Source organism: Deltaproteobacteria bacterium HGW-Deltaproteobacteria-18 (assembly GCA_002841885.1).
Lineage (GTDB): Bacteria > Desulfobacterota > Desulfovibrionia > Desulfovibrionales > Desulfomicrobiaceae > Desulfomicrobium.
Genome location: PHBE01000021.1, coordinates 1 through 26522 on the forward strand (window position 1 = coordinate 1; position 26522 = coordinate 26522).

22 protein-coding genes are annotated in these 26522 nt (G+C 58.4%); 7 read left to right on the forward strand and 15 right to left on the reverse strand.

Features of this window, described 5'->3' with window-relative positions:
- Nucleotides 1-97: 97 nt before the first annotated feature.
- The 3 genes from uvrC to CVU60_15985 all read left to right on the forward strand — a co-directional run bounded on the left by uvrC (nucleotide 98) and on the right by CVU60_15985 (nucleotide 4420).
- Nucleotides 98-1915, forward strand: a complete 1818-nt coding sequence (gene uvrC, locus CVU60_15975; protein ID PKN40334.1) for an excinuclease ABC subunit C — start codon at nucleotides 98-100, stop codon at nucleotides 1913-1915.
- 230 nt (nucleotides 1916-2145) lie between these two features.
- Complete coding sequence (locus CVU60_15980; GenBank protein ID PKN40335.1) at nucleotides 2146-3774, forward strand: cytochrome C; 1629 nt, start codon at nucleotides 2146-2148, stop codon at nucleotides 3772-3774.
- A gap of 4 nt (nucleotides 3775-3778) precedes the next feature.
- A complete protein-coding gene (locus tag CVU60_15985; protein PKN40336.1) occupies nucleotides 3779-4420 on the forward strand; it encodes a cytochrome B in 642 nt (213 codons plus the stop codon).
- 217 nt (nucleotides 4421-4637) lie between these two features.
- On the opposite strand, the gene CVU60_15990 is transcribed toward CVU60_15985, so the two are convergent.
- From CVU60_15990 to CVU60_16005, 4 genes are read right to left on the reverse strand one after another with little or no spacing between them, the layout of a single operon-like run.
- A complete protein-coding gene (locus CVU60_15990; protein PKN40337.1) occupies nucleotides 4638-5135 on the reverse strand; it encodes a hypothetical protein in 498 nt (165 codons plus the stop codon).
- A complete protein-coding gene (locus CVU60_15995) occupies nucleotides 5132-5728 on the reverse strand; it encodes a hypothetical protein (GenBank protein PKN40338.1) in 597 nt (198 codons plus the stop codon). The genes CVU60_15990 and CVU60_15995 overlap by 4 nt, the downstream gene beginning before the upstream one ends.
- The gene (locus tag CVU60_16000) at nucleotides 5716-6234 is read right to left on the reverse strand and encodes a hypothetical protein (GenBank protein PKN40339.1); all 519 of its coding nucleotides are present in this window, start codon (nucleotides 6232-6234) and stop codon (nucleotides 5716-5718) included. The genes CVU60_15995 and CVU60_16000 overlap by 13 nt, the downstream gene beginning before the upstream one ends.
- The gene (locus CVU60_16005) at nucleotides 6227-6628 is read right to left on the reverse strand and encodes a hypothetical protein (protein ID PKN40340.1); all 402 of its coding nucleotides are present in this window, start codon (nucleotides 6626-6628) and stop codon (nucleotides 6227-6229) included. Before CVU60_16005 ends, CVU60_16000 begins: the two co-directional genes overlap by 8 nt.
- Before the next feature lie 71 nt (nucleotides 6629-6699).
- Between CVU60_16005 and CVU60_16010 the strand changes: the two genes are divergently transcribed.
- Nucleotides 6700-7116: a hypothetical protein gene (locus tag CVU60_16010; protein PKN40341.1), complete on the forward strand. Its 417-nt coding sequence runs from the start codon at nucleotides 6700-6702 to the stop codon at nucleotides 7114-7116.
- On the opposite strand, the gene CVU60_16015 is transcribed toward CVU60_16010, so the two are convergent.
- The 9 genes from CVU60_16015 to CVU60_16055 all read right to left on the reverse strand — a co-directional run bounded on the left by CVU60_16015 (nucleotide 7113) and on the right by CVU60_16055 (nucleotide 16520).
- On the reverse strand, nucleotides 7113-7679 hold the full coding sequence (locus CVU60_16015) for a hypothetical protein (GenBank protein PKN40342.1): 567 nt from the start codon (nucleotides 7677-7679) through the stop codon (nucleotides 7113-7115). The two genes, CVU60_16010 and CVU60_16015, sit on opposite strands and share 4 nt — an antisense overlap.
- A gap of 12 nt (nucleotides 7680-7691) precedes the next feature.
- Nucleotides 7692-8444 carry a pseudouridine synthase gene (locus CVU60_16020; GenBank protein PKN40415.1) on the reverse strand — a complete coding sequence of 251 codons (753 nt, stop codon included), beginning with the start codon at nucleotides 8442-8444 and terminating at the stop codon, nucleotides 7692-7694.
- A 97-nt stretch (nucleotides 8445-8541) separates the two neighbouring features.
- A complete protein-coding gene (locus tag CVU60_16025) occupies nucleotides 8542-9297 on the reverse strand; it encodes a hypothetical protein (GenBank protein PKN40343.1) in 756 nt (251 codons plus the stop codon).
- Nucleotides 9297-9926 (reverse strand): carbonic anhydrase, encoded by a 630-nt coding sequence (locus CVU60_16030; protein PKN40344.1) that lies wholly within the window; start codon nucleotides 9924-9926, stop codon nucleotides 9297-9299. Before CVU60_16030 ends, CVU60_16025 begins: the two co-directional genes overlap by 1 nt.
- A gap of 240 nt (nucleotides 9927-10166) precedes the next feature.
- Entirely contained in the window at nucleotides 10167-11318 is a 1152-nt protein-coding gene (locus CVU60_16035; GenBank protein PKN40345.1) for an ABC transporter substrate-binding protein, read from the reverse strand.
- 114 nt (nucleotides 11319-11432) lie between these two features.
- Entirely contained in the window at nucleotides 11433-13517 is a 2085-nt protein-coding gene (locus CVU60_16040) for an ABC transporter (protein ID PKN40346.1), read from the reverse strand.
- The gene (livG, locus tag CVU60_16045) at nucleotides 13517-14281 is read right to left on the reverse strand and encodes a high-affinity branched-chain amino acid ABC transporter ATP-binding protein LivG (protein PKN40347.1); all 765 of its coding nucleotides are present in this window, start codon (nucleotides 14279-14281) and stop codon (nucleotides 13517-13519) included. Before livG ends, CVU60_16040 begins: the two co-directional genes overlap by 1 nt.
- Nucleotides 14268-15266, reverse strand: coding sequence for a branched-chain amino acid ABC transporter permease (locus CVU60_16050; GenBank protein ID PKN40348.1), 999 nt, complete (start codon nucleotides 15264-15266; stop codon nucleotides 14268-14270). The genes livG and CVU60_16050 overlap by 14 nt, the downstream gene beginning before the upstream one ends.
- 390 nt (nucleotides 15267-15656) lie before the next feature.
- Nucleotides 15657-16520 (reverse strand): branched-chain amino acid ABC transporter permease, encoded by an 864-nt coding sequence (locus tag CVU60_16055; GenBank protein ID PKN40416.1) that lies wholly within the window; start codon nucleotides 16518-16520, stop codon nucleotides 15657-15659.
- Nucleotides 16521-17163: 643 nt separating this feature from the next.
- Between CVU60_16055 and CVU60_16060 the strand changes: the two genes are divergently transcribed.
- The 3 genes from CVU60_16060 to CVU60_16070 all read left to right on the forward strand — a co-directional run bounded on the left by CVU60_16060 (nucleotide 17164) and on the right by CVU60_16070 (nucleotide 23584).
- Nucleotides 17164-20034 (forward strand): hypothetical protein, encoded by a 2871-nt coding sequence (locus CVU60_16060; protein ID PKN40349.1) that lies wholly within the window; start codon nucleotides 17164-17166, stop codon nucleotides 20032-20034.
- A 150-nt stretch (nucleotides 20035-20184) separates the two neighbouring features.
- Nucleotides 20185-22215 carry a hypothetical protein gene (locus tag CVU60_16065; GenBank protein PKN40350.1) on the forward strand — a complete coding sequence of 677 codons (2031 nt, stop codon included), beginning with the start codon at nucleotides 20185-20187 and terminating at the stop codon, nucleotides 22213-22215.
- Nucleotides 22216-22432: 217 nt separating this feature from the next.
- Entirely contained in the window at nucleotides 22433-23584 is a 1152-nt protein-coding gene (locus CVU60_16070; GenBank protein ID PKN40351.1) for a histidine kinase, read from the forward strand.
- A gap of 11 nt (nucleotides 23585-23595) precedes the next feature.
- Here the strand turns inward: CVU60_16070 and CVU60_16075 are convergent, their stop codons facing one another.
- Together CVU60_16075 and CVU60_16080 are read right to left on the reverse strand one after the other, a co-directional pair.
- On the reverse strand, nucleotides 23596-24441 hold the full coding sequence (locus tag CVU60_16075) for a chemotaxis protein CheR (GenBank protein PKN40352.1): 846 nt from the start codon (nucleotides 24439-24441) through the stop codon (nucleotides 23596-23598).
- 3 nt (nucleotides 24442-24444) lie between these two features.
- Nucleotides 24445-26508 (reverse strand): chemotaxis protein CheA, encoded by a 2064-nt coding sequence (locus CVU60_16080; GenBank protein ID PKN40353.1) that lies wholly within the window; start codon nucleotides 26506-26508, stop codon nucleotides 24445-24447.
- Nucleotides 26509-26522: the final 14 nt, after the last annotated feature.

Below are 26522 nucleotides of genomic sequence, written 5' to 3' on the forward strand. Positions count from 1 at the left end.
GTGAAGTCGAAGCCGAAAATCCCCAGGCCCTGCGCACGGATTCCCGGGGACAGCAGGGCCGGCCGCCCCGGAAGCGCCCGCCGCGCAAACGCCGCAGATGATCTCCCGCGAAATCCTGCCGACTTTTCCCACCTGCCCGGGCGTGTATCTGATGAAGAACGCCGCGGGCAGAATCATTTATGTGGGCAAGGCCAAGCATCTGCGCCGTCGCCTGGCATCCTACTTTCAGCCGGACCATCGCATGCCGCCCAAGGTGCGGATCATGATGCCAAGGGTTGAGACTATCGACTATCTGTGCACGGCCACGGAAAAGGAGGCGTTGCTGCTTGAGGCGAGCCTGATCAAGAAGCACCGTCCGAAATACAACATCGTCCTGCGCGACGACAAGGAGTACGTCCTTTTCTGCCTGTCCAGGAATCATCCGTTTCCGGCCCTGCGTTTGACCCGCAAGGTGCTGCGCGACGGATCCGTCTTTTTCGGCCCTTTCACCTCTGCCCTTGCCGCGCGCGAAACCAAACGGGTCATTGATCGCCTTTTCCCGTTGCGCAAATGCCGGGACACGGTCTTTGCAAACCGCACCCGGCCCTGCCTGCAGTACCACATCGGGCGTTGTCTCGGGCCGTGCTGCCTGCCCGTCTCCGAAGAGGACTACCGACAGGTCGTGCGCAGGGTCGAGCTTTTCCTGTCTGGAAAATCCGACGAACTGATGGCCGGGCTGCAAACCCAGATGATGACCCTGGCCGATGCCCTTGATTTCGAGGGCGCGGCCCGGCTTCGGGACAGCATCCGCGCCCTGCGTGAAACCGTGGAGCGTCAGGCGGCAGTGCTCTCCGACGGGCGCGATCTGGATGTCATCGGCGTGCATGGCAACGAGAACGGCGCGGCTCTGGCCATAGTCTTTGTGCGCCAGGGACGCATCATTGACGGCCAGAGCTTCTGGTTTCCGGATGCGTCGGTGGAGACGCCCGAAGACCAGACCCGTCTTACGGACTCGTTTTCCATGCAGTACTACACGCCCGAGCGTTTCATTCCGTCCCGGATCATCACGGCTTTTGGCGCTCTGGACCCGGCCCTGGAAGACGCCCTGGCCGACATGCGCGGTGGCAGGGTGAGTTTGGCCAAGGCGCGCGGTGATCAGGAGCGGCGTCTGGTCGATATCGCCGCAACCAACGCCAAGGCCCAGGCGACCCGCACGCGGCGCACCACGACAACTCCGGCCGAGCTTGGACGTGCGCTTGGCATGGACGGGGTCGTGGAGCGGATCGAGTGCGTGGACGCCTCGCACATCCAGGGCGAAGGCATGCGCGTGGGCATGGTCGTCTTTGTTGACGGCCGCGAGGAGAAGAGCGCCTACCGCACGTATTCCTTTCCGGAACTGGAGGGCACTGCCGATGATTACCTGGCCCTGGCCTCGTTTGTCGCCCGTCGTCTCAAGTCCGGCCCGCCCTGGCCGGACCTGCTCCTGATCGATGGCGGCAAGGGCCAGTTGAGTAGTGTGGAGCGAGCCATGGCCGACAACGGGGCGGTGGACATTCCTCTGGCCGCCATCGCCAAGGGCGAGAGCCGCCGGGCCGGGGAACTGGGCGACGTCATATTCCGCCCTGGCCGTAAAAACCCTCTGGCCATTCGTCCCGGCAGCCCGGAGATGCTGCTTTTGCAACATGTCCGAGACACCGCCCACCGCTACATCATCTCCCGTCTGCGCCGCCACAAGCGCGCCGCGCAACTCTCATCGGAGCTTGACAAGTTGTCGGGAGTCGGTCCCAAAACCGCCCGGCTCCTATGGGAGCATTTCGGTTCGGTCGAGGCCATGATCCGCGCCGAGGTCGAAGAGCTGGCGTCCTTGCCGGGCCTTGGCCCCAAAAAGGCTTCGACGCTGCACGCAAGCCTGAAGTCTTTGCTCAAAACAGATTAGGCTCCTTCTTTATAAAGCTCCCGCCTTTTACGCCTGAATTCCCATCCTTTCCTTTGCATTTTTTTCACAATATCAGTTTGTGTATTGTTTTTTTCGGCATAATTCTGACGTTTTAAGTCCGATTTGTTTTGAACAATGAGTTCTTGGGTTGCCTGAATTGTATTTTATGGTACAAAATTGTCTGAAATGAATTTCTCCTTGTTTTCCACTTCAGTTTTTATGGAGGAACTATGAATCAGACGTTATGGAAGGCAGTCCTTTGCGGTGCTCTTGCCTTTTGTCTCTGGCCCGTTGGATCTTGGGCCCAGCAGGAGGATGACAGCGAAGCGCCGGGCCGGGCGCTGGCGCGGCAGACCGTCAAGAATGACGCCCAGAAATGGATCACCGCCGACCACTCTCAACATCCCATCTTGAAACAGGAATTCGCGAGTCCCGAGGATGTGACCAAGGCCTGCCTGACCTGCCACAATCAGGCCGCCATGCAGCTTCACAAAACCATTCACTGGACCTGGAAGGATCCGGCCGACCCCAGCGGTGATACGGGCAAGGGCGGAATTTCGGTCAACAATTTCTGCATCAGCGTGGGGTCCAACGAGCCTCGCTGCACTTCCTGTCATATCGGCTACGGGTGGAAGGATAAGAATTTCGATTTCAGCAAGGCCGAAACGGTGGACTGTCTCGTCTGCCACGAGCAGACCGGCACCTATAAAAAATTTCCGACCAAGGCCGGATATCCCGTCACCGAAGCGACCATGTTCGACGGCAAGACGGAGTTCCTGCCTCCGGATTACAACGCTGTGGCGCAGTCGGTGGGCCGGCCGGGTCGCGACAATTGCGGCACCTGCCATTTTTACGGAGGCGGCGGTGACGCGGTGAAGCACGGTGATCTGGACTCGTCCATGGCCATGCCCAACAAACAGCTCGACGTGCACATGGGTACGGATGGTCAGAACTTCGACTGCAGCCGCTGCCATACCACCAATGCGCACAACATCGCCGGCCGTATCTATGCCACTCCGGCTTCCAAGGAACGCAAGAGTCTCCTGGAAGACGATCTGACACCCAAGATCATGTGCGAATCCTGCCACGGGGCCCAGCCGCACAAGACGAACCAGAAGGCCAATGACCACACCGACAAGGTCTCCTGTCAGGCCTGCCACATCCCGACGTATGCCCGCATCAACCCGACCAAGATGCATTGGGACTGGTCCGCGGCCGGGGACAAGAAACGGGAAGTGAAGAAGGACGAGTTCGGCAAGTCCGATTACGATCCCAAGAAAGGCTCCTTCATCTGGGGCAAGAACATGGTTCCGCGTTACGAATGGTTCAACGGTTCCATCCGGGGCACCACGGCCCGGGACGTGATCGATCCGTCCTCCACGGTGCGTGTTTCCTGGCCCATTGGCGACATCAGCGACCCCAATTCGCGCATCTTCCCTTTCAAGGTGCACACCGGCAAGACCCCTTACGACAAGGTCAACAAGACCATGGTCATCCCCAAGCTCTTCGGCCCCAAGGGATCGGGCGCCTATTGGGCCGACTCCGACTGGAACAGGGCCATCGCAATCGGACAGGAATACAACGAACTTCCCTACAGCGGCGAATATGATTTCGTGGATACGGAATACGTGTTTCCCATTACCCACATGGTCGCGCCCAAGGAACAGGCCGTGGCCTGTGTGGAATGTCATGCCAAGGGCGGCAGGCTCGAACACCTCGAAGGCTTCTACATGCCTGGCCGCGATTCGGTGCAACTGCTGAACATGGGCGGTTGGGCCATGGTTGCGGCCTCGGCCCTGGGTGTCGTGCTGCACGGACTGGGGCGTTTCTTGAGCAGCGTCGGACGTCGCAAGGAGTAATGACATGAGCACAAAAAAGAAAATCTACCTGTACACGCGATTCGAGCGGTTCTGGCATTGGGTGCAGTCCCTGCTCATTTTCCTGCTCCTCTTGACCGGCTTCGAGGTTCATGGCGCCTTCACGCTCTTCGGTTTTCAGAAAGCGGTGGAGTACCACAACTACCTTGGCCTGACCTGGGTCATCCTCTTCATCTTCATCGTCTTCTGGGTCGTGACCACGGGTGAATGGCGGCAGTACATCCCTACCACCAAGAAGCTCTTCGAGGTCATAGGCTACTATTCATCGGGCATTTTCAAAGGCCTTCCCCACCCGGTCAAGAAGTCCAAACAAGCCAAGCACAATCCCCTGCAGCGGCTGACCTACCTTGGCCTCACGGCGATCCTGCTGACGCTGCAGATGGGCACGGGCCTTCTCTACTGGCTCTACAACGACTGGGCCATCTGGGACCTGACCTTCCTGGACCTGCGCCTGCTGGCGCTGATCCACCTGGCCTGTGCCTTCGCCATCCTGGCTTTCATCATAATCCACGTCTACATGACCACCACCGGGCACACCCTGACCAGCCACATCTCGGCCATGTTCAGCGGCTGGGAAGAAGTGGAAGATGGTGAAGTGGCGGACTGGGAAGTGCACGAAAAACGATAGAATTCTCCCTCCAAACGCAAAACCGCGGTCTGCCTGGTGGCGGCCCGCGGTTTTGCTTTTTTTTGTTTTTGAAAAGTCAACGATAGATAGCTTTACGTGCAATGAGCATACAAATTGCGAAAGCAGGAGTCGGGGCAGGGCGAGGAACTTTCTAGGCCCGATAGCGACGACCCGGCCCATGTTTTGCTCCGGGACGTCGCTGCCGAGTAGGACAAAATCAGATCATTCCCGTCTTCTTGAGTGCCGTGGCCGCGAACATGCCGCCTAATGCGCCGCCCGCGGCCTGGATCACGTTGGGCAGAATCTCCGCCACCGCGCCCTGCAGACCGATGTTGGGCATCATCACCTCGCCGATGAAGTACGCTCCGACCATGGCCAGTCCACCAAGGCCGAGCATGATGTAGCGAGCGACTCCGACCCTGCTTGCGGCCACGGCGGCCAGCGCGCCTTCCGCGCCCTTGGCGACGAGCGTCAGGGGGGCGAAGACCGCGAATCCGCCCAGAATGTCGGCCAGGGCCGAACCGATGCCGCACGCGGCCAGCGCCCATACCACTCCCTGTTTCGGATTCATGAAGCCAAGGACCAGTCCGCCGAAGACCACGGCCACATCTCCCACGTTGAAATACCCCCGGCTTGGCAGCGGGATGCGTACGAAGAGGGTGGTCAGACAGGTCAGGGCCACGATGGACAGGGCGGCGATCTTGATATTTTTCATTTTTCTTTCCTCAGATGTAGTGTGCGGTGGTCAAACAGGGCCTGGGTCTTTTCGGCATGGCTGTAAATGCTGATGTAGGCGGCCACGATGACCGCGCAGAGCCGCTGGAACCTGGCTCCGCGGCGGCCTTCGAAATGCGGGGTCAGGTCCATGAAAAAGCGGTAACGGTGTAGCAGCGGAGTACATTTTTCCATCACGGCCTTCAAGACGATGGCGTTGCGTCGCCCCCCCGCGCCGAGCGGAAGATGGACGAGATCGCGGAAGGTGATGGCTTCAAGGCCGAGCTTCACTGCCAGGAAGGAGTTGGGAAAGACCACGGCCTTTATGAGCGAATCATGAATCCAGTCGTTGCGACCAAGCAGCTCGGCCCACTGAAAAATCGCACCGAAAAGGGTCAGGGACAGCACAAAGGGCAGGATGAACCACACGGCCTGCATGGTTCCCCTAAGGCCATTCCTCCAGATGCTGACAGCCAGGAAAGCAAGCAGCAGCCCGGCCTGCAAATCCACCTGCTCATACCCGGCCCCGAAGACGAAAAACCGGAAATAGGTTCCGAGCAGACCGAAGATAACGAGCAGCTTCAACGTGGCCATAACTGTGTGAGCCTCAAGGTTACGTTCTTTCCCTGCTGTCGGTCGAAGACCAGTTCGAAGCCGTGGGGAAATTCGGTGCATATCTCACGGCGCGGCAGATGCGAGACTTGTATGACCCAGCTGAACCCGGGCAGGTTCAGGGCCTGCATCTGCTCGTCGCTGACGTATTTGTCGAATTCATCGAGGATGATGATTTCCCGGCATCCGCTGGTCCTGACCCAGGCCACGGTCATGTCCGCCAGGGTTTCGGGGACATCGTGCCCGAGCAGCGCCAGGGTGGTGCGGATGGTGTTCTGCTGCAGGTCCATGTCCTGGGCCAGATAGAGCAGGCTGTGTTTCCTGCGCAGGTTCGGGATGAGGACATGCTCCAGAAAGGTGCTCTTGCCCGCGCCGTTGTCCCCGCTCAGATAAAGGCAGCTGTGCTGCGGCAATTCAAGAGGGCGGTCGAGGACGAAGTTCAGCCCTGCATGCGTGACAGGAAAGGTTTGTGCGGCGAGTTCAAGCATGGTCGGTCACGAGTTTGGGTCCTTTTTCCGTCAGGGATGAAAGCGAGGCGGCCGGAAGCAGGGCGGTGAATCTGTCCAGAAGCAGGTCTCGATTGCGGGGGGACAGGGTCTCGAGCACATGGACCAGAAGGATGGAAAGCTTTTCCTTGGGCAGCAGGTTCATGAGCAGCAGGCAGCAGATGATGCTCTGCTCACCCCCTGAATAGGACGAAAGCTTGCGGCCGTGTTCCAGCTCCAGGCCGAAGCGCGAGCACTCCCGGGCGATGGTGGAAAAAATTCCGTCGTCCGCTCCAAGAAGCAGGATTTCATCCTCAAGGGTGGTGCCTACGAAGAGATTGTGCGTGTCGATGACACAATAGTCGCGGCCATATTCCGCAAGGGTCGCGAAGCTCATCGGCGCATCCCTGCTCGACTGGGGCTTGTTTTACTTGACTGGGGCTGGCGGTGGTGCAAAAGAGTTGTCCCATGATAAAATACAGTATCGAATGCTGGCTTTACAACGATCTGGAAGACCGATTTCTGCTGCTGCGCTGCCCCGTTACCCATCGCCACGACGAATACTGGCAACCCGTGACCGGAGGCCGAGGCCCCGACGAGCCCTGCACCGAGGCCTGTCTGCGTGAAGTTCTGGAGGAGACGGGCGTTGCGCTGACGGAGGAGCAGCTGGAGGTGGTCATCCCCGAGTTCTCCTTCTGCATTCCCGACGCGCGTATCGAGCTGCGCAAGCCCATCTATCTGGCGCGGGTAAGAACCGAGAAGGTGGTCCTCTCCGTGGAGCATATCGCGTATTACTGGTTTGACGCCCAGGATGTCGGTGCCCATCTGCACTGGGATTCCAACCGGGAATCGTTTCGCAAGGTTCTGGCCCACACCCGTTCCTAATCGACCTTCGCTTTGGACAGGGCATCAAGATAGGCCACGATCTCCGGCGCATCCCACTGGGCCATGCCCGTATGCGCGAAGACCACGCGGCCTTCGCGATTGAATATGTACGTCGTGGGCAAAGCCTCGGCATCCAGTTCCGGCGGCACGGACGAGGTAAATACGTACAGGGGCATGGTCAGGGATTCAGCCAGAGGGTCCTTGCGCACTTCCGCTGCGGTTTCCTTGCTGATGCAGAGCACCCGGACCCTGTCATCGTCCTGAAAATTCTTCCACAGATTCTCCAGAAACGGCATCTCCGTCCGGCACGGCGGGCACCAGGTGGCCCACAGATTGATGACCACGACCTTGCCCTGCAGGTCTTCAAAGGCAACGCTTTTCCCTTCAAGATCGGCAAAAGTCCCGTGCAGGTCTCCAAGGAGGGTCATGCGCGGCAGGGTCGCGCCGTCATCGGCCGTGCTGACCCCGCTCACGAGCAGCAAGGCCGCTCCCGCCTCCAGTAGCAGCAACAGCAGGACCGAGCACAAAAATCCGGTAATTGGTTTGCTTGCGAGGCTATTCATGTGTCTCCATGGTCAGTTCAGACCAAGGCTTGATTTCAGGGTCTGGATTTCGGCCTCCGTCAAGGCACGCCATTTCCCGGGCTCAAGATTACCCAGGAACAACGGTCCCAATTCCACCCGGCGCAGGCGCAGGATGGTCAGCCCAAGGTCGCGGCACATGCGGCGGATCTGACGGTTCACGCCCTGGCGCAGGGTCATGCGCATGAGCGTTGCCCCATTGGCGTCCATCGTTGTCTCGACCTCCACCGGCGCCAGCCGTTCCCCTTCCTGCAGGCGCATGCCCTGCCGCATGATGCGTAGGGATTTCTCCGTCACCGCCTCGCGCACCAGCACTTCATATTTTTTAGGATGCTCGTAGCTTGGATGCGTCAGGCGCAGTGTGACCTCGCCGTCATTGGTCAGCAGCAGCAGACCTTCCGACATGTAATCAAGCCGTCCCACGGGAAAGAGTCGCTGTGTGCGAAGCTCTTCGGGCAGCAGATCCACGACGGTCTTGCGGCCCTGTGGGTCATTGACCGTGGTCACGGTGTGCACGGGCTTGTGCAGCATGATATAGGCGCAGGAGGCGTCCTGCTTGGCCGAGATCGGGGCGCCGTCAAGGAGCACCGTATCCTGGCCGGGTATGACCCTGGTCCCGGGCTCGCGCTGGATGAGTCCGTTCACGCAGACTCGTCCGCCCTGGATCAGGGCGTCTGCTCCGCGACGGGAGGCCATGCCGGCATCGGCAAGAAATTTGTTCAAACGAATGGGGCTGTTTTCTGGCATGGGCGAACAAATAGGAAGATCGTGGGAACAGAGCAAGCAAAAAGGCGCATTGGAGCTGAAAATCCAGGGCTCCATGAGGAACCCTGGTATCAGAGGGTCAGGGAACGGCCTCGAATCTGGCCAAGGGAGCCATGCGCGCCTTGTGCAGGAAAAGAGTTTTTCCGTTGCAGGCGAAATTGTCCGTCATGGCCAGCACATTGAAGAACTCCTGTTCCGTGTCCATGTCAGGACAGGCCATCATGGTGCTGGCCATGTTCGTGAATCGGATTCGCTTGCCGGCCTTGAGTTCGTAGGAGCCGCTGATACTGTTGCACCCCCCGAAACCCGAAATGCGCCCCGCCTGGGCATCGAGGAGTATGAATGGAAAGCGCGTATTCTCTGCCACGGGTTTTCCAAAAAGTTCCACCAGTCTCCAGCGGGTGTCCAGAATGCATTTGCCCGTCAGGTCCAAAGGCATGGCGGGCTGCTTGCGCAGCACGTAGCTCTCGGCCAGATCGCCGATGATGACCTGACCGGCCATGTCGAGGTGAAACAGGGCGTTTTCCCCAACCTTGTAGGCAGGGGACTTTTCATCGTCCAGGATAATGGCGGATCCGTCCGGACTCCAGGAAAACACGCCCTTCTGCTCAAAGGTCCCGTCCTTCCTCTCTTCGTAACGTGTCACACGTACATAGGTCTGGTCCGGGTTCAAGGTCATGGTGGTGTGAATGCCGGGGCAGTCGGCGCAGGGCAGGATGCCGGCGTAAATTCCGGCCCAATCCAGCGAATCGCGGCTGGAATGCCCTTCTGGCGAATGCACGCAGCCCCACAGCGTCATGCAGACGGAAATCGCCACCAGGATCAGTTTATTCATTACAGCGTTCCCTGTTGTTTTAGAAGCAGCGCCGCTTCAATGTCTTCTTTTTCCTGCTTGTCCGGGCCGCGCGTGATGCACAGATCGTGGATCAGGCCGTTGGACACGGAATAGATCCAGCCATGCAGGTAGAGGTTGCGGCCACGCTGCCACGCCTTGCGAACGATGCTGTTCAGGGCCAGATTGCGGATCTGCAGCTTGACGTTGAGTTCGCACATGTCATCGAGGTTCGGCCGCCCCTTGCGTTCCATCAGGTCGTGCACGTTTTCCAGCCAATGGGCCAAAAGGCCAGGGGTCTGATCCTTCATGACCGCGTCGATGCCTCCGCAGCCGTAATGACCGCAGACGATGATGTGCTTCACCTTGAGCACGTCGATGGCGTACTGCAGGACGCACATCAGGTTTATGTCGGTATTTATGACCTGGTTGGAGATGTTGCGGTGCACGAAGACTTCGCCGGGCATGACGCCTATGAGCTGGTCAGCGGGCACGCGGCTGTCGGAGCAGCCTATCCACAGGAACTTGGGCTTGTGCTGGTTTTCCAGCTTGCGGAAGAAGCCGGGAATGTTCTTTTCTACTTTCTGGGCCCATATCTTGTTGTTATCAAGCAGTTTGCTGATTTCTTTCATTTTTCTTCCTGTCGAAGGGTTTGGGTGTCACATGTAAATATCCATTTAGGGTCAGACGCGCAACGTTTCGTCTCCGACCTGAAACATCTGCGGCCATGAGGCGGCCCCGATCAGGTAACGTGAGCTCGATCAAATATGGGGGCATCCCCGTTTCCAATGACCATTCCTCCCGATCCCCTCCAAAAAAAAAAGCCTCCCCCGTGAAGGAGAGGCTTTTCTGCTCTCATGGCGCAGGATCGATCAATCCGCCAGAACGAACTTGCCGTCCTTGACCTGAACCATGACCATGGAGTCCACGTCCAGACCGTTGTGGTCTTCGGGGGTCAGGTTATAGATGCCCGAGATGCCTACGTAATTCTGCGTGCTCTCAATGGCCGCGCGCAGGGCTTCGGGTTCGGTGCCGGCCTTCTCGATGGCCTTGGCGATGAGCATGATGGCGTCCCAAGCGTAGCCTGAGTGGGTATTGATGGGGAACTGCTTGTCATAGCCCTTCTCGATGTAGAGCTTGACGAATTCCTGGATTACGGCCTTCTGCGGGTCCGTGTCAGGCAGTTCGTCCACGACCATAAGCTTGGTGGCGGGCATGCGATTGCCTTCGCTCGCCGGGCCGGCCAGCTCTATGTACTTGGGATCGGGCAGGCCGTGGCACTGGAAGAGGGGCAGGTCGATGCCGAGCTGGGCCACGTTCTTGGCGCTGATGACGCCGGCCGGACCGGTGGTCCAGACGATGAGGGCCTGGGGACCTGCGTTCTTGGCCTTGGTCAGCTGTGCGGTCATGTCCGTGTCGCGGGCGCCGAAGGACTCCTTGATCAGCATTTCAATGCCGAAAGTCGGAGCCAGCTCTTCCATCCAGCGCAGGCCGTCCTTGCCGAAGCCGTCATCGGCCGAAAGCAGGGCGACCTTGGTCAGGCCCTTGTCTTTCAAATAGGTGAAAAGGCGCTCGACCGCGATCTTGGAGCGCTGGGGCGATTTGAAGATCCAATCAAAGGGGCCGAACTTGCCGCCCATGATGACCGGGTCTCCGCCGACGGTCATGACGACGGGGATCTTGGCGGAGTGGACAATTTTCTTCACGTTCATGCCCGTGTCGGTCAGAGTCGGGCCGACCAGGGCCACGACCTTGTCCTTGAAGATGAACTTGGTGGCGATGTTGGCGGATTTTGCCGGATCGCCTTCGGTATCGGCGATGATCAGCTCGATCTTCCTGCCGCCGATCCCGCCTTCGGCGTTGATCTTGTCGACGAGCATCTCGGCGACAAGCTTGCTGGGAGTGCCGATGAAAGACGCCCGGCCCGACAGGTCGAAAAACGCGCCCAGCTTGATGGTGTCCTCGGCCAGAACCGGGGAAGCCAGCAGCATGAGACAGCTTAGAAAACCGAAAATCTTGCGCATGTCATTTTCTCCTCTTCAGATTGATTGATGCCGTGATGGCCCGGTCTTAACTGACTGCCTTGAAAATTCAAAAGTTGGCACAGCAGATCGCCGTTTTGGGGCGGCCTGTCAGAATCAAACGATCTCGTCCTGAATCCGGCTGTCGAAAACCCGCTGGCTCTTGCGTTCCGAACGGGGCAGACTGCCGTAGTCGACCAGCTCGAGGTCCACCGTGACCATGAGCTGCTTCTTTATCTGATGTCCAGCCTCATGCGCCAGTTCGGGGCTTCGGCCCGAAGGCACGCCTTCGGCGCGTTCGATGACGAGGCGCAGATTGTCACGCCCTCCGTCGTCCCGGGTCAGGTGGATCTGATATTCCGAGCCAAGGCCGGGCACCGCCGAAAGGATGGTGTCAATGGAACTGGGGTAGATGTTCACGCCTCTGAACTTGATGGTGTCGTCGGAGCGGCCCTTGATGCGCGAATGCCTGGGCATGATGCTGCCGCAGGTGCAGGCATCGGGGATGATGCGCGTGATGTCGCGGGTGCGGTAGCGGATCAGCGGCGAACCCTCCTTGCACAGGGTGGTGATGACCATCTCTCCCCATTCGCCGTCGGGCAGCGGCTTTAGCGTCTGGGGATCGAGGATCTCCATCAGGTAGTAGTCGCTCCAGTAATGGATGCAGTCGTGATCGGAGCATTCGATGCCCGCGCCCGGGCCGTAGAGTTCGGTCAGGCCGGTGATGTCGAAAAGTTCGGCCCCGCCGAAGAGCTCGGAGATCTTCTTGCGCATGGATCGGCTGGAGCGTTCGGAGCCGTAGATGATCTTTCTGACCGCGATCTTGTCCGCGATGCCGCGCTTGTGGATTTCTTCGGCCATGAGCAGTGCCATGGAGGCCGTGGAGCAGAAGACCGTGGACTGGAAATCGAGCAGGAACTGGATGTGCATGTCGATGTTGCCGGGCCCCACCGGCACGGCCATGGCGCCGACCTTCTCGCAGCCGAGCTGAAAGCCCATGCCCGCCGTCCAGACTCCGTAGCCCACGGCGATCTGAACCCGGTCCAGGGAATTGACGCCCGCGCTCTGGTAGCAGCGGGCGAACATGTCGGTCCAGTCGTCGAGATCCTTTTGCGTGTAGCAGAGCACCTTGCGCTTGCCCGTGGTGCCGGAGCTGGCATGCACGCGTACCAGCTGCTCGAAGGGCACGCTCCTCAAGGGGAAGGGATAGCCGTCGCGCAGATCATCGGTGGTAGTGAAGGGCAGGCGCTGCAGGTCGTCCAGGCTCTGGATCGAATCGGGCGTGATCCCGGCCGCCTCCAGCTTGGCGCGGTAGGCAGGGGAGCCTTCGAAGGCATGGCGTACCGTCCATTTGAGTCCTTGCAGCTGATGGGTCTTGAGTTCTTCCGTAGAGTTAAAGGAGGGCATGAAGTTTTTGTGCATGGGAGGTTTCTCCAAACGGATATTGGTCAGCCCGGCCGCACCAAGGCGGCTGGCGGAAGGGTTGTCGTGACTGGCCGCGCCCAGAAAGGCGGCGCGCAGGGACGGGTCCAGGAGCAGGTCGCGGCTCTGGCCCTGCTCGACGATGCGGCCCCCGGCCAGAAGATAGGCCGTGTCCGAGGCGGACAGCGCGCGGGCGGCGTTCTGTTCGACGATGAAGATGGTCGTGCCGGCCCGGGCGAGCTGGTGGATAATGGAAAAGATTTCGTCCGTGATGAGAGGAGCCAGGCCCAGGCTGGGTTCGTCCAGAAGCAGCAGGCGGGGCGCCGCCATCAGCGCCCGGCCCATGGCCAGCATTTGCTGTTCGCCGCCGGACAGGGTTCCGGCCAGTTGCTGCCGTCGTTCCTTGAGCTTTGGAAAGCGGGTGAAGATCTCTTCCATGCGCCGGGTTTCCTCGGCCTTGGCCAGGCTCAAGGGGATCGCGCCGAGCTGCAGGTTCTCCAGCACCGAGAGCTGGGCGAACACCTCTCGCCCTTCGGGGGACAGGGCCAGTCCGTGGCGGACCATGCGCGCGGGGCTTGAGCCGGTAACGGTCTTGCCGTCGAGGAGGATCTCTCCGCCGGTAGGCTTGACCAGGCCCATCACGCATTTGAGCAGGGTGCTCTTGCCCGCGCCGTTGGCCCCCACCAGAGCCACGGTCTGCCCGGCCGCGACCTCCATGTCGATTCCGAACAGGGCCTGGGCAGCTCCGTAATGCGCCGTCAGATTTTTTATGGTCAGCATCAGGCCGTGGCCTCCATTCTTCCAAGATAGGCTTCGAGCACCAGCGGGTTGCGGCGGACTTCGTCAGCCGTGCCCGTGGCGATGCAGCAGCCGCTGTCCAGCACCACCACCAGATCCGCGATGTTCATGACCAGGTCCATGTCGTGTTCGACCAGTAAAATGGTGTGTCCTGCGCGGCGCAGGTTCTTGAGCTGATCGCCCACGGCCGCCGTTTCTTCTGCGTTGAGGCCGGCCACGGGCTCGTCGAGAAGGAGCAGTTTGGGCTTGCCGACAATGGCCCGCGCCAGCTCGACCCGTTTCTTGTCACCGTAGGCCAGCACTCCGGCGGGCCAGTTGGCCTTGTCGGCCAGTCCGAACTGATCCATTGCCTCAAGCGCCCGCAGCCGCAGCTGCCGCTCGCGATGCCGCAGATAGGGCAGGCGCAGCATGGCCATGAACATGGACTCGCCACCTTCGCAGGTCAGGCCGGTCAGCACGTTGTCCAGCACCGAGAGACGCGGGAAAAGACGCAGGTTCTGAAAAGTGCGGTGGATGCCGAGACGCGTGATGCGGTGGGCCGGCAGCCCCGCGATTTCCTGGTCCATGAAGCGTATGGACCCGCTTGAGGGGGAGAGCACGCCGGTCATGCAGTTGATGAGCGTGCTCTTGCCTGCGCCGTTGGGGCCGATGAGGGCTGTCAGCTGTCCGGCGGGCACGCTGATGCAAACGTTCTGCAGTGCGGGCAGGCCTCCGAAAAATTTGCTCAGACCGTCAAGCCGCAGCATGGTCGCGCCTCCACAGGGCGAGCCGCACCCGGATCATGTCGGTCAGGCCCGTGATCAGGCCCTGCGGCAGAAACATGAGAACAAGCACCAGAATGCCTCCGTGCACGAAATCCTTGTAGGTGTCGAAGACCTCCATCCATTCCGGGAGCAAGGTCAGAAATGCCGCGCCGAAAACCGAACCCCAGATGGAGCCCATCCCGCCGACCACGACCATGATGACCATGTCCGTCGAGGTGAAGATGCCAAAGGTGTCCGGGCTCACGTAGGAATAGCAGTGGGCGAAAAGGCTCCCGGCCAGGGATGCGAGCACGGCCGAAAGCACGAAGACCTTGACCTTGGCGGCGCGGGTATCGACGCCCAGGCTCGCTGCCGCCGTCTCGTCTCCGGCCAGGGCGGCCAGGCCCCGGCCTACGCCGCTGCGCACCAGATTGAGGCACAGCAGCAGGCAGGCCATGGTGAATCCCCACAACAGATAGTGCAGGCTGACCGGATCATCGAAGACCACGTCAGCCACGGACAGGCTGGGGATTCCCGCGAATCCGCTGGGGCCGCCCGTGACCTCGTCCCACTGCAGCAGGATGGTGTGCACGACGTAGTTCAGTCCAAGCGTGGCCATGGCCAGATAGTGGCCCGAGAGGCGCAGGACCGGGATGCCCACGCCCAGGGCGACCAGGCCCACCAGCACCGCGACCAGAAACATGGATGGCCAGGGGGGCAGCCCGTAGGTGACGGTGGCAATGGCCGAACCATAGGCGCCAAGGCCGAAAAAAGCGGCATGACCGAGTGAGATCTGTCCGGCATAGCCGATGAACAGGTTCAGGCCCAGGACCACGATGGCGTTGATGGCGATGAGATTTGTCAGGCCCAGGGTGTAGGGGTTGTCCTCGATGTAGGGGAAGAGGATCAGGGCCGCGGCCATGAGGGATACGAAGATTCCTGTCCGGTGCAGGGAGAGGAAGTAGAGTAGGTTTTGTCTGCCGGTCATGAGCGTCCTTGAAGAATGGTGTCGTCTGGGCCGGGAAAGTATAATCGATTTGGCCGGGGGTAAAGTGCGTAAATTAGTGTTTTGCCGTGAAGAAGTCGAGAACGGCAAGAGAGGGTGGCCGTCGTAGGGGCATGCCCCCGTGCCTGCCCATTTTCGATCTATGGCGTCGGCCTGGCGGGATGGGATCGTCGCTGGCCGAAACTCCTTCGCGGGCCTCGTAAGGCTTGGCCGTCGCGTGCAGGACGCGCGCATTGCCAAACTCGCCGGGCAACGGTCAAGCCAACGATGCCTGGCTCAGTCAAACAGTCGGCCATCAAAAATCCCATCCCGCCAAGCCTTGGTTGTGCGCTGTATGTAAAAGGAAAGCTTAAAATCAATCAGGGAAAAGTCTCACTTGCCCAACAACCCCTTGGGGCGGACGAAGAGGACCAGCAGCAGGACCACGAAGGCGACAACATCCTTGTAGGCACTGGAAAGATATCCTGCGGACAGTGATTCCAGAAGTCCAAGGCCCAGGCCGCCAAGGATGGCTCCGGGGAATGAGCCGAAGCCGCCGAGGATGGCGGCGGCGAATCCCTTGAGGCCCAGCAGCACTCCTACATCGTAGTTGAGCGTGGTGATGGGCGTGACCAGCACTCCGGCCAAGCCGCCCAGGGCTCCGGCGATGGCGTAGCTGGTCAGGCGGATGCGGCCCGATGCAATGCCGACTACGGCCGCTGCCGTGGGATTGGAGGCCACGGCGCGCATGCACAGGCCCAGCGAGGTCCGGTGAAAAAACCAGGTCAGGACAGCGATGGCAATCATGGTCAGGCCCAGGATCCACAAGGCCTGGGGCAAGACGCTCGCGCCCAGGATCTGGACCGGAACATCAGGGGTCAGCGGGGGGACCGCCATGCGGTTCTTGCCCCACACGATCTTGATGATTCCGCGCAGAATGATGGACAGGCCCACGGTCAAAAAGATGAGCACCAGATGGTTGTCCGATCTTGCCGGGCGCAAGCCTACCCGCTCGACAATCATGGCCACCAGGGCCACGAGGCAGACAGCCAGCACAAGCGCCGGGATGGTCGGCAGTCCCAGGGCGAAGAGCGCCGAGAACATGAACATTCCGCCCAGGGTAACGAAATCGACCTGGATGAAGTTGACGATGCCCATGGTGTTGCTGACCACGCAGAAGCCAAGGGCGATGAGCGCATAGATGGCACCGCCTGTCAGGCCGCTGAAAATAAACTGCAGGAGATCTGTGTACAAAATTGTTCCCAACTGCTTGAAATGTGGAGATCATGATACGTAGTCGAGAAGTCGCTGAATTTCAAGGATGGGGGTCTGCCCCTTTCTGCGCCATCTCGCCCGGTTTGATGAAAAAATTCTCACGGCGAATCGTGATCATGAGATATGCGACACGCAGGCACATGGTCTTGATCGCGATTCATGACGAAAACAACATTCCGTATATTTTTGTCATACGTTTATTGTATGACATATTTTTTGGGCAAGCATCTGCATTGTCCGAGGAACCTGCAGTGGATTGTCTTGCCGCAACATTTATTTAACTTGCCAAAATAGTGCTCAAAAAAAACTCCTGGACAAATGTTTTGACTTCCGAAGCATCCTGGGAAAAAATGTCTTACGAAAAGACTTGTCTCCGAAAAATCGGTTATTTTGGAAATAGCAGGTGAGTGCTGGAATCAAGCTTTTGATTCGCGTTTGCCTGCCCCCCTGATGCAAGATCAATCCCTGATAAGTGGGACAAAAATGCAACCGGCAGGTGCTTCCAAGATTATTCTCGTAATTCGAAATTATTTTTTACTCGAGGCATTTTTGAATCCATTCCCCACTTTTTGCCAGCATACCATGGAGCCTCTGATGGCAGTGTCGCTATTTTGCGGAGTCTTTCATGGCTTCTGATCAGACAGCAAGGCAGGCCTCGCAACTTCATGGCTTAAAGGATGTGGATGACCTTCTGGTAAGCGCTCCCATCGGCGTGTTCTCTTCCACTCCCGGCGGTCGATATCTGTACGTAAACCCCGCCTGGGCCAGGATGTTCGGCTACGATTCGCTCGAGGATGTCCTGGCCTTCATCACCGACATCGCATCGCAGCTCTACGTGGATCCGGCCGAAAGGGAGGAGTTCAAGCGGCTGCTTGAGCTTCATGGCGAAGTGGTCAACTTCGAAAGCAGGTTCAAAAGGCGGGACGGCAGCATTGTCTGGGTGTCCAGGACCGCCAGGGCCGTGCGCGACGCCCATGGCAAAATTTCGCATTATCAAGGGTTCACCACGGACATCACCGCCCGCAAGCAGGCCGACGAGGCAATCTCCTCGGCCAACGCCAGACTCGCGGCGCTCTGGAGCGTGTCCTCGCTTTCCGGCGTGGGCCTGAAGGGTATTTCCGATCACATCCTCGAATCCCTTACGCGCATGACCAGAAGCGAGCACGGGTTTTACGGCTTTGTCGATGAGTCCGCGCAGAGCATGACCCTGCATTCCTGGTCGGAGAACGCCATGCAGGACTGTTTTGTCCAGGACAGGCCGATGTGCTTTTCGTTTGCGGCAGCCGGGATGTGGGGCGAGGCGGTGCGCAACCGGGTCCCGCTCATCATCAACGACTACGCGTCGGAACATCCCGCCAAAAAAGGGCTGCCCAGGGGCCACGTGCCTTTGAGCAGGCTTCTGGTGGTGCCCTTCTTTTCCCATGGCAAGATCACTGCCGTGGCCGCCGTGGCCAACCGCGATGCGGATTACGGTCAGGACGACGTGGCGCAGATCAATGCCTTCTTGAACAGTATCCAGGCAGTCGTGGACCGGACGCAGACCGAAGAGGAATTGCGCAAGAGCAGAGTCCTGTTCAAGGCCGTCTTCGACACTTCCCTCGATGCCATCATGATTGCCGACGATGAAGGTCGGTACGTTGATGTGAATCCCGCCGCCTGCCGTCTCACGGGGCGTTCCCGGGAAGAGCTTTTGGAGCTGAGCGTTTTCGATCTGCCCGCGCATGAATCAGAATCGAGCATCAAAGAGTTGTGGCAGGGTTTCAAATCCAAGGAGGCCCGTCTTGCGCAGCATGTGATCAAGCGGAAAGACGGCGCGCATCTTACTGTCGAGTACAGCGCGGTGGCGAATTTCCTGCCTGGGTTGCACCTGTCGGTGATACGCGACATCTCGGACCAAAAGCGCTTCCAGGAATCGCTGCTGGAAAGCGAGGCCCGCTTCAAGGCCCTGCACAATGCCTCTTTTGGAGGCATAACAATTCATGACAAAGGGGTCATCCTAGATTGCAATCAGGGGCTGTCCGCCATTACCGGCTACCGCACTGACGAATTGATCGGCATGAACGGTCTTGAGCTTATCGCCGAGAGATCAAGGGAAATGGTCATGGCGAAAATCCTGTCCGGGTACGAAAAAGCGTATGATGCGTTCGGCGTGCGCAAGAACGGTGAGGAATATCCTTTGCGCCTTGAAGCCAGAAACATCCCCTACAAGGGAAAGCTGGTCCGCAGCGTCGAATTCAGGGACGACACGGAACGCAAACACGCCGAGATGGAGTTGATCAAGGCCAGGGATGCCGCCGAAACCGCGAACAAGGCCAAATCGGAATTTCTGGCCAACATGAGTCACGAGATTCGCACACCGCTCAATGGCGTCATGGGCCTCATGCAGCTTTTGCAGACCACACGCCTGGACGAAGAGCAGCGCGAATTCGTCTCCATGGCCATCAAGTCCTCGGAGCGCCTGGCCCGGTTACTGACAGATCTGCTCGATATCTCGAAGATCGAGGCGGGCAAGATGGAGGTCGTTGAAGAGGACTTCAGCCTGCGCGAATTGTGTGATTCCGTGACCGAGCTTTTCGCCGTCAATGCCGTCGAAAAAACCGTCTCCCTTGAGTATGTCATCGATCCTGCGCTACCGTCTGTTCTCGTCGGCGGTGTGGCGAGGCTGCGCCAGATTCTCTTCAATCTGGTCGGCAACTCCCTGAAATTCACCGACAAGGGCCGGGTCCGACTGGAGATAGTCCCGCTTGCTCCCTTAAAGGATCATGAGCAGCGACTTCTTTTTTCCGTTTACGACACGGGAATCGGAATTCCGGAGGGCAAACTCAAGGATCTGTTCAGGCCTTTCGCGCAGGTCGAGGGATCCTATACCCGCAAGTATCAGGGCGCCGGGCTGGGACTGGCCATCGTGCGCCGACTGGTCGAGCTCATGCGTGGGCATATTTACATGGAAAGCGTTCTTGGTGAGGGTACCGAGGTGCATGTGGTCCTGCCTTTCAAGTCCCTGGAGAGGGCTGCCCCCGCAAAGGTGCGCGCCGAGACGACCGTTAGAGCTGCAAAGGGGCTGCGCGTGCTGCTGGTTGAAGATGATTTTTCCAATCAGGTCACGACCCGCAAATTGCTGGAAAAGTCGGGCCATGCGGTGACGCTGGCCGAAAATGGCATCCAGGCGCTGAACCTACTGCGCGAGGGAGATTTCGACATCGTCTTCATGGACATTCAGATGCCTGTCATGGGCGGTCTTGAGGCCACCCGGGCCATTCGTTGCGAACCTGATTTGGCCTTGCACCGGGATATTCCCATCATCGCCCTGACCGCCTATGCCATGGCCGGTGACAGGGAGAAGTTTCTTGATTCGGGCATGGATGATTATCTCTCCAAACCGGTCAGCCGGGAGAATCTGGAGGAGATGCTTGAAAAGCATGCTTATCAGAACACTCCGCGATCCTTAGAAAAAATTTTGTGCTGCAATGCTTCCGGCTTTCTTGAAGCCCCTTGAAATCCAGTCTTCACGAGGTCATTGAATGCCCAGAAATTTTTCCCGCAAGCCGAAAAAGCCGGCAGCAGCCAATTCGCCATCTTCGCCGCCCCTGATCAAGCCTTCATTTCTTGGGAGTGAATGATAACCGCCAATCAGGACATGTAGGATATGACAGATACTTTTGAAGCCAAGAAAAGGATTTTGCGCGAGCAGGCCGAGGCTCGTCTGGCGAATTCAGTCGGCAACGTCGAAAATCTTTCCCTGGAAGAGATCAAGGCCCTGTTCCATGAGTATCAGGTGCACCAGATCGAGCTTGAGCTTCAGATAGAGGAATTGCGTGACACCCAGAAGCAGTTTGAACTCGCACGGGACCGCTTTGCACGTCTCTTCAATGACGCCCCGGTCGGATATCTGACCATCGACCAGAACGGGATCATCGTTCAGACCAACCAGACCTTTGCCGGAATGGTCGAGAGGGACTCGCGTCTGCTTGGCGGCAAGGCGCTGGTTGATTTCATAGCCACGGCGGACCGTTCGTCTTTTCTGGGGCGATTCAAGGCATTTTTCAAGAATCCCGAAGGCAAGCAATTGAGCTTTACCCTGCAGGGCAGCCATCGCCGGGTGCGCTGCGTGGGCAAAATCGAGAACCAGCGTCAGGAATCGGCCCAAAAGCGTCGCCTGCTTCTGATTCTGAGCGACATAACTGATCAGGACAGGGCGGAAAAGGCCTTGTTTGAGCGGGAGAGTTTCCTGACTTCCATTCTGGAAACTACCCAGGACGGATTCTGGGTCATTGATGCAAATGGACGTTTGACCGATGTCAACGACGCCTACTGTCGCATGACGGGATATACGAAAGAGGAACTCAAAGGACTGAACATCAGCGACCTGGATGCAGCGGAAGATGGCGCCATGACCGGTGAGCGAATAGAGCGCATCGTCGAAAACGGTTCCGAACTTTTTGAAAGCAGACACCGCAGAAAGGACGGCAGTGTTTTCGATGTGGAAATCTCAGTGTCCTACCTCAGCCAGCACGGGGGCATGTTTGTCTGTTTCTGTCGCGCCATTTCCGACCGCAAATCAGCGGAATTGGCATGCCGCGAGAGCGAAATGCGCTATCGATTGCTTTCCGATCTGACCATGGAGGGAATCGTCATTCACAAAATGGGTGTCGTCGTGGATTTGAATGCCTCCCTGGTCAGAATTCTCGGCTATGAACCGCAGGAGATACTCGGTCGCAACATTCTGGAACTGCTTGTCCATGAAGAGGATCGGGACGTTGTTCGCGAGAATATCGTCAAGGAATACGCCAAGCCCTACGTAGTCAGATTTGTGAAGAAAAACGGCGAAGTCTTTTTTGTCGAGCTTGAGGCCCGGAATTTCGAGATCAACGGCGAAACCATGCGCGTGGCGTCAGTACGCGATATCACCGAGCGCAAAAAATCCGAAGAGGAGATAGGGCGGGTCAACGAGGAACTTCGAAATGCACTCGCGGAAAAAGACAGATTTTTCTCCATCATTGCCCACGATCTCAAATCACCCATATCCGCTTTTCTTTCCCTGACCAAGGTTCTGGTCGAGGATTTCGATGACTTGACCATGAAGGAAGTCAACAACTCGCTTAATGCGTTGTACAATAGTTCCGTGCGCGTTTTTGCGTTGCTTGAAAATCTTCTCGAATGGGCAAAATTGCAGCAGGGCATGCTGACATGTTCGCGTAGTCCTTTTCTTTTGAAGGAGCTCATAAAGTCGAGTGTTGATTTCAAGCATTCAGTTGCTGAACAAAAAAAAATCACCGTGCGTGATGACACCCCGGACGATCTTATTGCGGATATCGACCCGCCCATGATCGGCACCGTGCTCCGCAATCTTTTGTCCAATGCCCTGAAGTTTTCGAACCGGGGAGGAGAGGTGATTGTCACGGCCCGGCAAAGCGGGGACATGATCATCGTCGCGGTGAGTGATGACGGTGTGGGCATGGATCAAAGCACCCTGTCCACGCTGTTCTCCCTCGACAAAAAGATCTCGCGCCCCGGTACGGAGGGCGAGGCGAGCACGGGCCTTGGCCTCATTCTGTGCAAGGAATTTGTCGTGAAGCACGGCGGCACAATCTGGGCTGAAAGCACCCCGGGAAAGGGCTCTACTTTTTATTTCACGCTCCCCGTCGCGGATAGAAGCGGCGGATCATCGACCTGTTGACGGGATTTCTGTTTCGCCTTTTTCACCAAAGCTTGATCATGTCTCATCCGCTCATGATGACCATTGACCAGCGAAAGGTGATGCATAGGGCCGGGATGGACGATTTTCTTGCCAAACCCGCGAGCATGGTCGAACGTGAAAGAACACTTGTCAATTATTCGCGACCTTGAAACATCCAGCGTAATTTCGCGTCAACATTCCACACAAGCGGTCTTCAATGAACAAAGAACGTCAAGCCCTGTGCGCTCCCGGCGAACGTTTGCCCCTTAGCGATATAGAGGCGCAGAACGCCCGCATCGGCAGTCATCTGGGTTCACAATATTTCAATTTCTTTCCTTTGCCGCTTCTGGTCTACAACTCCTGTCGCCAGATCGTCTTCAGCAACAGCGCTTTCTATGATCTTCTGGGCACGAAGGATGTGAGTTCGTTTCTGGCCAGACGTCCTGGCGAGGCCATGGCCTGCATCTACTGCGAAACCGGAAAAAGCGGCTGCGGAACGTCCCAGCACTGCAGTGAGTGCGGTGCGATGCGGGCGATGCTTGAGGCCATGTCCACCAGGGAAAAGGCCGAGCGCGAATGCCAGCTGCTGTGCAAGGATAAGCACGGCGCCACCGTGGCCCGGGATTTGCGGGTTTTCGCGTCACCCTGGGAAACCGGGGAGGGAACATACTTCGTTCTGACTATTATTGACATCAGCGATGAGAAACGGCGCCAGGCACTGGAGCGGATTTTCTTTCACGACATTTTGAATTCCGCCGGAGGGGCCAGAAACCTTGTCGACATCCTTCTGAACGAAGTCCCCGAGGACGCCCGGGAGATCGCGCACATGGCCCGGTCCTCACTCTTTGCCCTGGTCGACGAGATTCAGAAGCAGAAACAGCTCTTGTCCCTGGAGAGAAATGAATACGCGATCTCCAGGATCACGCTGCAGGGGCTTGAGATCGTTCAATCGTTGATCGGAGAATTTTCTCCCCATCCCAAGGCCCTCGACAAGCACATCCATCTTGACGCGGACAGCGTCAACGTGACCGTGTTTTCGGATTTTTCGCTTTTGCGCAGGATTCTGGTCAACATGCTCATCAATGCCCTGGAGGCCAGCCCTTCGGGGGGAATCGTAACCGCCGGCCTGCGTCGCGAAGAGGGCATGGCGGTGTTCCGGGTCTCGAATTCTGCCGTCATGTCCGAATCGGTCAAACTTCAGGTCTTCAAGCGGTCTTTCTCGACCAAGGGGAGTGATCGGGGACTGGGAACGTATTCCATCAAATTGCTGACGGAGAATTATCTTGGCGGGGAGGGCGGGGTTTCATCGGAAGAAGGCAAAGGCACGACCTTCTGGGTAAAACTGCCTGCCCTGGATGACCAGCGCTGACACGAGGGCGGTCAGATACGCATGTAGGTGGCCGGGGCCAGCTGCTTGAGCGGCAGGTCCGACCCGGCCAGACTCTCGGAATGGCCGATGAACAGATGTCCGCCCGGTTCGAGGTGGTTACAGAATTTCTGGACCAGCTCGTGCTGGGTCTTCTTGTCGAAATAGATCATGACGTTGCGGCAGAAGATCAGGTCCATTTTCTCGCGGAACTGGAAATCATCCATGAAATTGAGCCGTCTGAAGCTGACCGTTTCGCGCAATTCCGGGATGATGCGCACGACCCGCTTGCTTCTGTCCTTGCTGCGCAGCAGATACTTGCGTCTGAACTCCACCGGGATGGTCCCGATTCTTTCATCCTCATATACGGCGCGTGCGGCTTTTCTCAGAATATCCGTGGATATGTCCGTGGCCACTATGGTGAAACGCAGAGGGTTTATCCGTTCATGGTAGTCCATGAGCGTCATGGCCGTTGTGTATGGTTCCTCCCCCGAGGAACAGCCCGCGTTCCAGACGGCGAAGGTCTGGCCGGGGTGCTTTCTTTGCCACTGCGGCAGGATGTTCTGGGCCAAATATTCGAAATGCTTCGGTTCGCGGAAGAAGCTGGTCGTGTTGGTGGTCACCGCGTCGACCATCTGGGGCAACTCGACCTCAAGCCCTTTCAAAGTCTGTAGATAGTCAAGATACTCCCCGTAGGACCTTATGCTCAGTGTACGCAGCCGCCGCTGCAGGCGCGCCTGCAGCATGGTCTTCTTGGTTTGGGTGATCTTGATGCCCAGCTCCGAATAGATGAACTCGCTGAACTGCTTGAGTTCCTTGTCGGTCATGAGGGGAGCGGCCTGGCCGTTCGCGTCGTACATGGTTCAGGCCACGAGCGCAGCGATATCGAGGATGAGCGCCATGCTCCCGTCGCCCTTGATGGTGGCTCCGGATATTCCGCGAACGTCCTGATAGACCTTGCCCAGGCTTTTGATGACGGTCTGGTGCTCGCCGATAACCCGGTCCACGACAATGCCGACGCGTCGCCCCTGGGAGTTGCAGACCACGACCTGCTCGATCTCCGGAGTCTGTCCCGGGATTTCAAAACCGGCGCGCAGGCTGACATAGGGCACCATCTGGCCGCGCAGATTGATGAGATCGGCGCGGTTCCTGTCCTTGCGGATAAGCTCCACGCATTCCTCCACGGCGGACAGCGGCATGATGAAGTAGCTGTCCTCGACCTGGACCTGCAAGCCGTCGATGATGGCCAGGGTCAGCGGGATGCGGACGGAAATCGTGGTGCCCTGTCCCGGGACGCTCTCCAGGGAGACACGGCCGCGCAGGGCGTCAATGTTGCGCTTGACCACGTCCATGCCCACGCCGCGCCCGGAGACGCTGGTGACCTTGTCGGCCGTGGAGAAGCCCGGCGCGAAGATGAGCATGAGCGCATCCTTGTCCGACATGAGCGTGTCTGCGGCGATGATGCCTTTTTCCACGGCCTTGGCCCGAATACGTTCCGGGTTGATGCCCGCGCCGTCGTCGATGATGCGGATCAGCACCTCGCCTCCTGAGTGCTCGGCCGAAAGCTCTATCCGACCCTCCGGGCTCTTGCCCTGGGCCACGCGCTCCTCGGGACCTTCGATGCCGTGGTCGATGCTGTTTCTGAGCAGATGGACCAGCGGATCGTTCAGTCGCTCGATGACGGTCTTGTCAAGTTCGGTGTCCTCGCCGCGGGTTTCAAGCACGATACGTTTGCCGAGTTCCTGCGAGAGGTCGCGGACCAGGCGCTTGAAGCGGCTGAAGGTCGACCCGATGGGTAGCATGCGGATACCGAGCGTGTTGTCGCGCAACTCATCGGAGAGCCGCTCGATCTCTTCAGAGATGGCCTGCAGCCTTGCGTCGTTCTGCTCGCTGGCGAATTGGGTCAGCCTCGCTTGGGCCGTGACCAGTTCACCGACCAGGTCGACCAGGAAATCCAGTTTTTGTGCCGGAACGCGGATGCTCGAGGCCTGCTGGGTCTCGGCGCTTGCCGTCTGACGCAGGCGTTTGACTTCCTGCTGCTCGACCAAGGCTGCCTCGATCTGACTCGAGCTTACAAGCCCCGCCTCGGACAGAAGCTGCCCGATGGGCTTGCGTTCGAGGAGGATGCGTTCGAGGGCGTCCTTGGTAATGTCGTTCTTCTCGACCAGGATCTGGCCGATGAGCTTGTAGGATTCTTCGTCGATGCCCTGGCAGCTCCCGACCATCTGTATGGTCAGGTCGCTATCCTCTTCCACGAAAATGAACACGTCGCGGATATCATCCTCACTGCTGGCCGTTGTCAGGATGATGTCCCACCAGACCAGGCAGTCTTCGGGATTAAGCTGGGGCAGGGCGGGAATGTCTTTCACATGCATGATGACGTGGTGTTCGCCCATCTCGCACAGTTCTTCCAGAAGGGAGGCCGGGTTGGTTCCGCTCATGAAAAGATTCTTGGGCGGGGCGAAACGGATGCGCCAGGTGTTCATGGATGAACCCGTGACGCAGGTCGGCGCTGCATCCTTGTCCACAGGGGCGGCTTCGGATTCCTTCCGGCTTGGAGTCAGCGCCTTGAGCCCCCGGATGACCTCTCCAGCCCTTTCGCCCAGCCCGTGTTCTTCGCCTTCGAGCATGGAAAGAATATGATCCCTGGCCAGCAAAGTCAGGTCAAGAAGCTCCTTGGACACCGAAATCTGGCCGTTGCGCGCCAGATCAAAAACCGTCTCGACCTCATGGGTGAAGGAGGCTATGTCCTCGAAGCCGAACATAGCTCCCGAGCCCTTGATGGTGTGCATGGCTCTGAAGACCCGGTTGATGACATCGTCATTGGCGGGATCTTCTTCGAGTTCAAGCAGGGATGTTTCCAACTCGCCCAATAATTCCAGGGCTTCTTCTTTAAATGCCTGACGGTTCAGTTCTTCTCTGGACATTTTTGCTCCGAGGG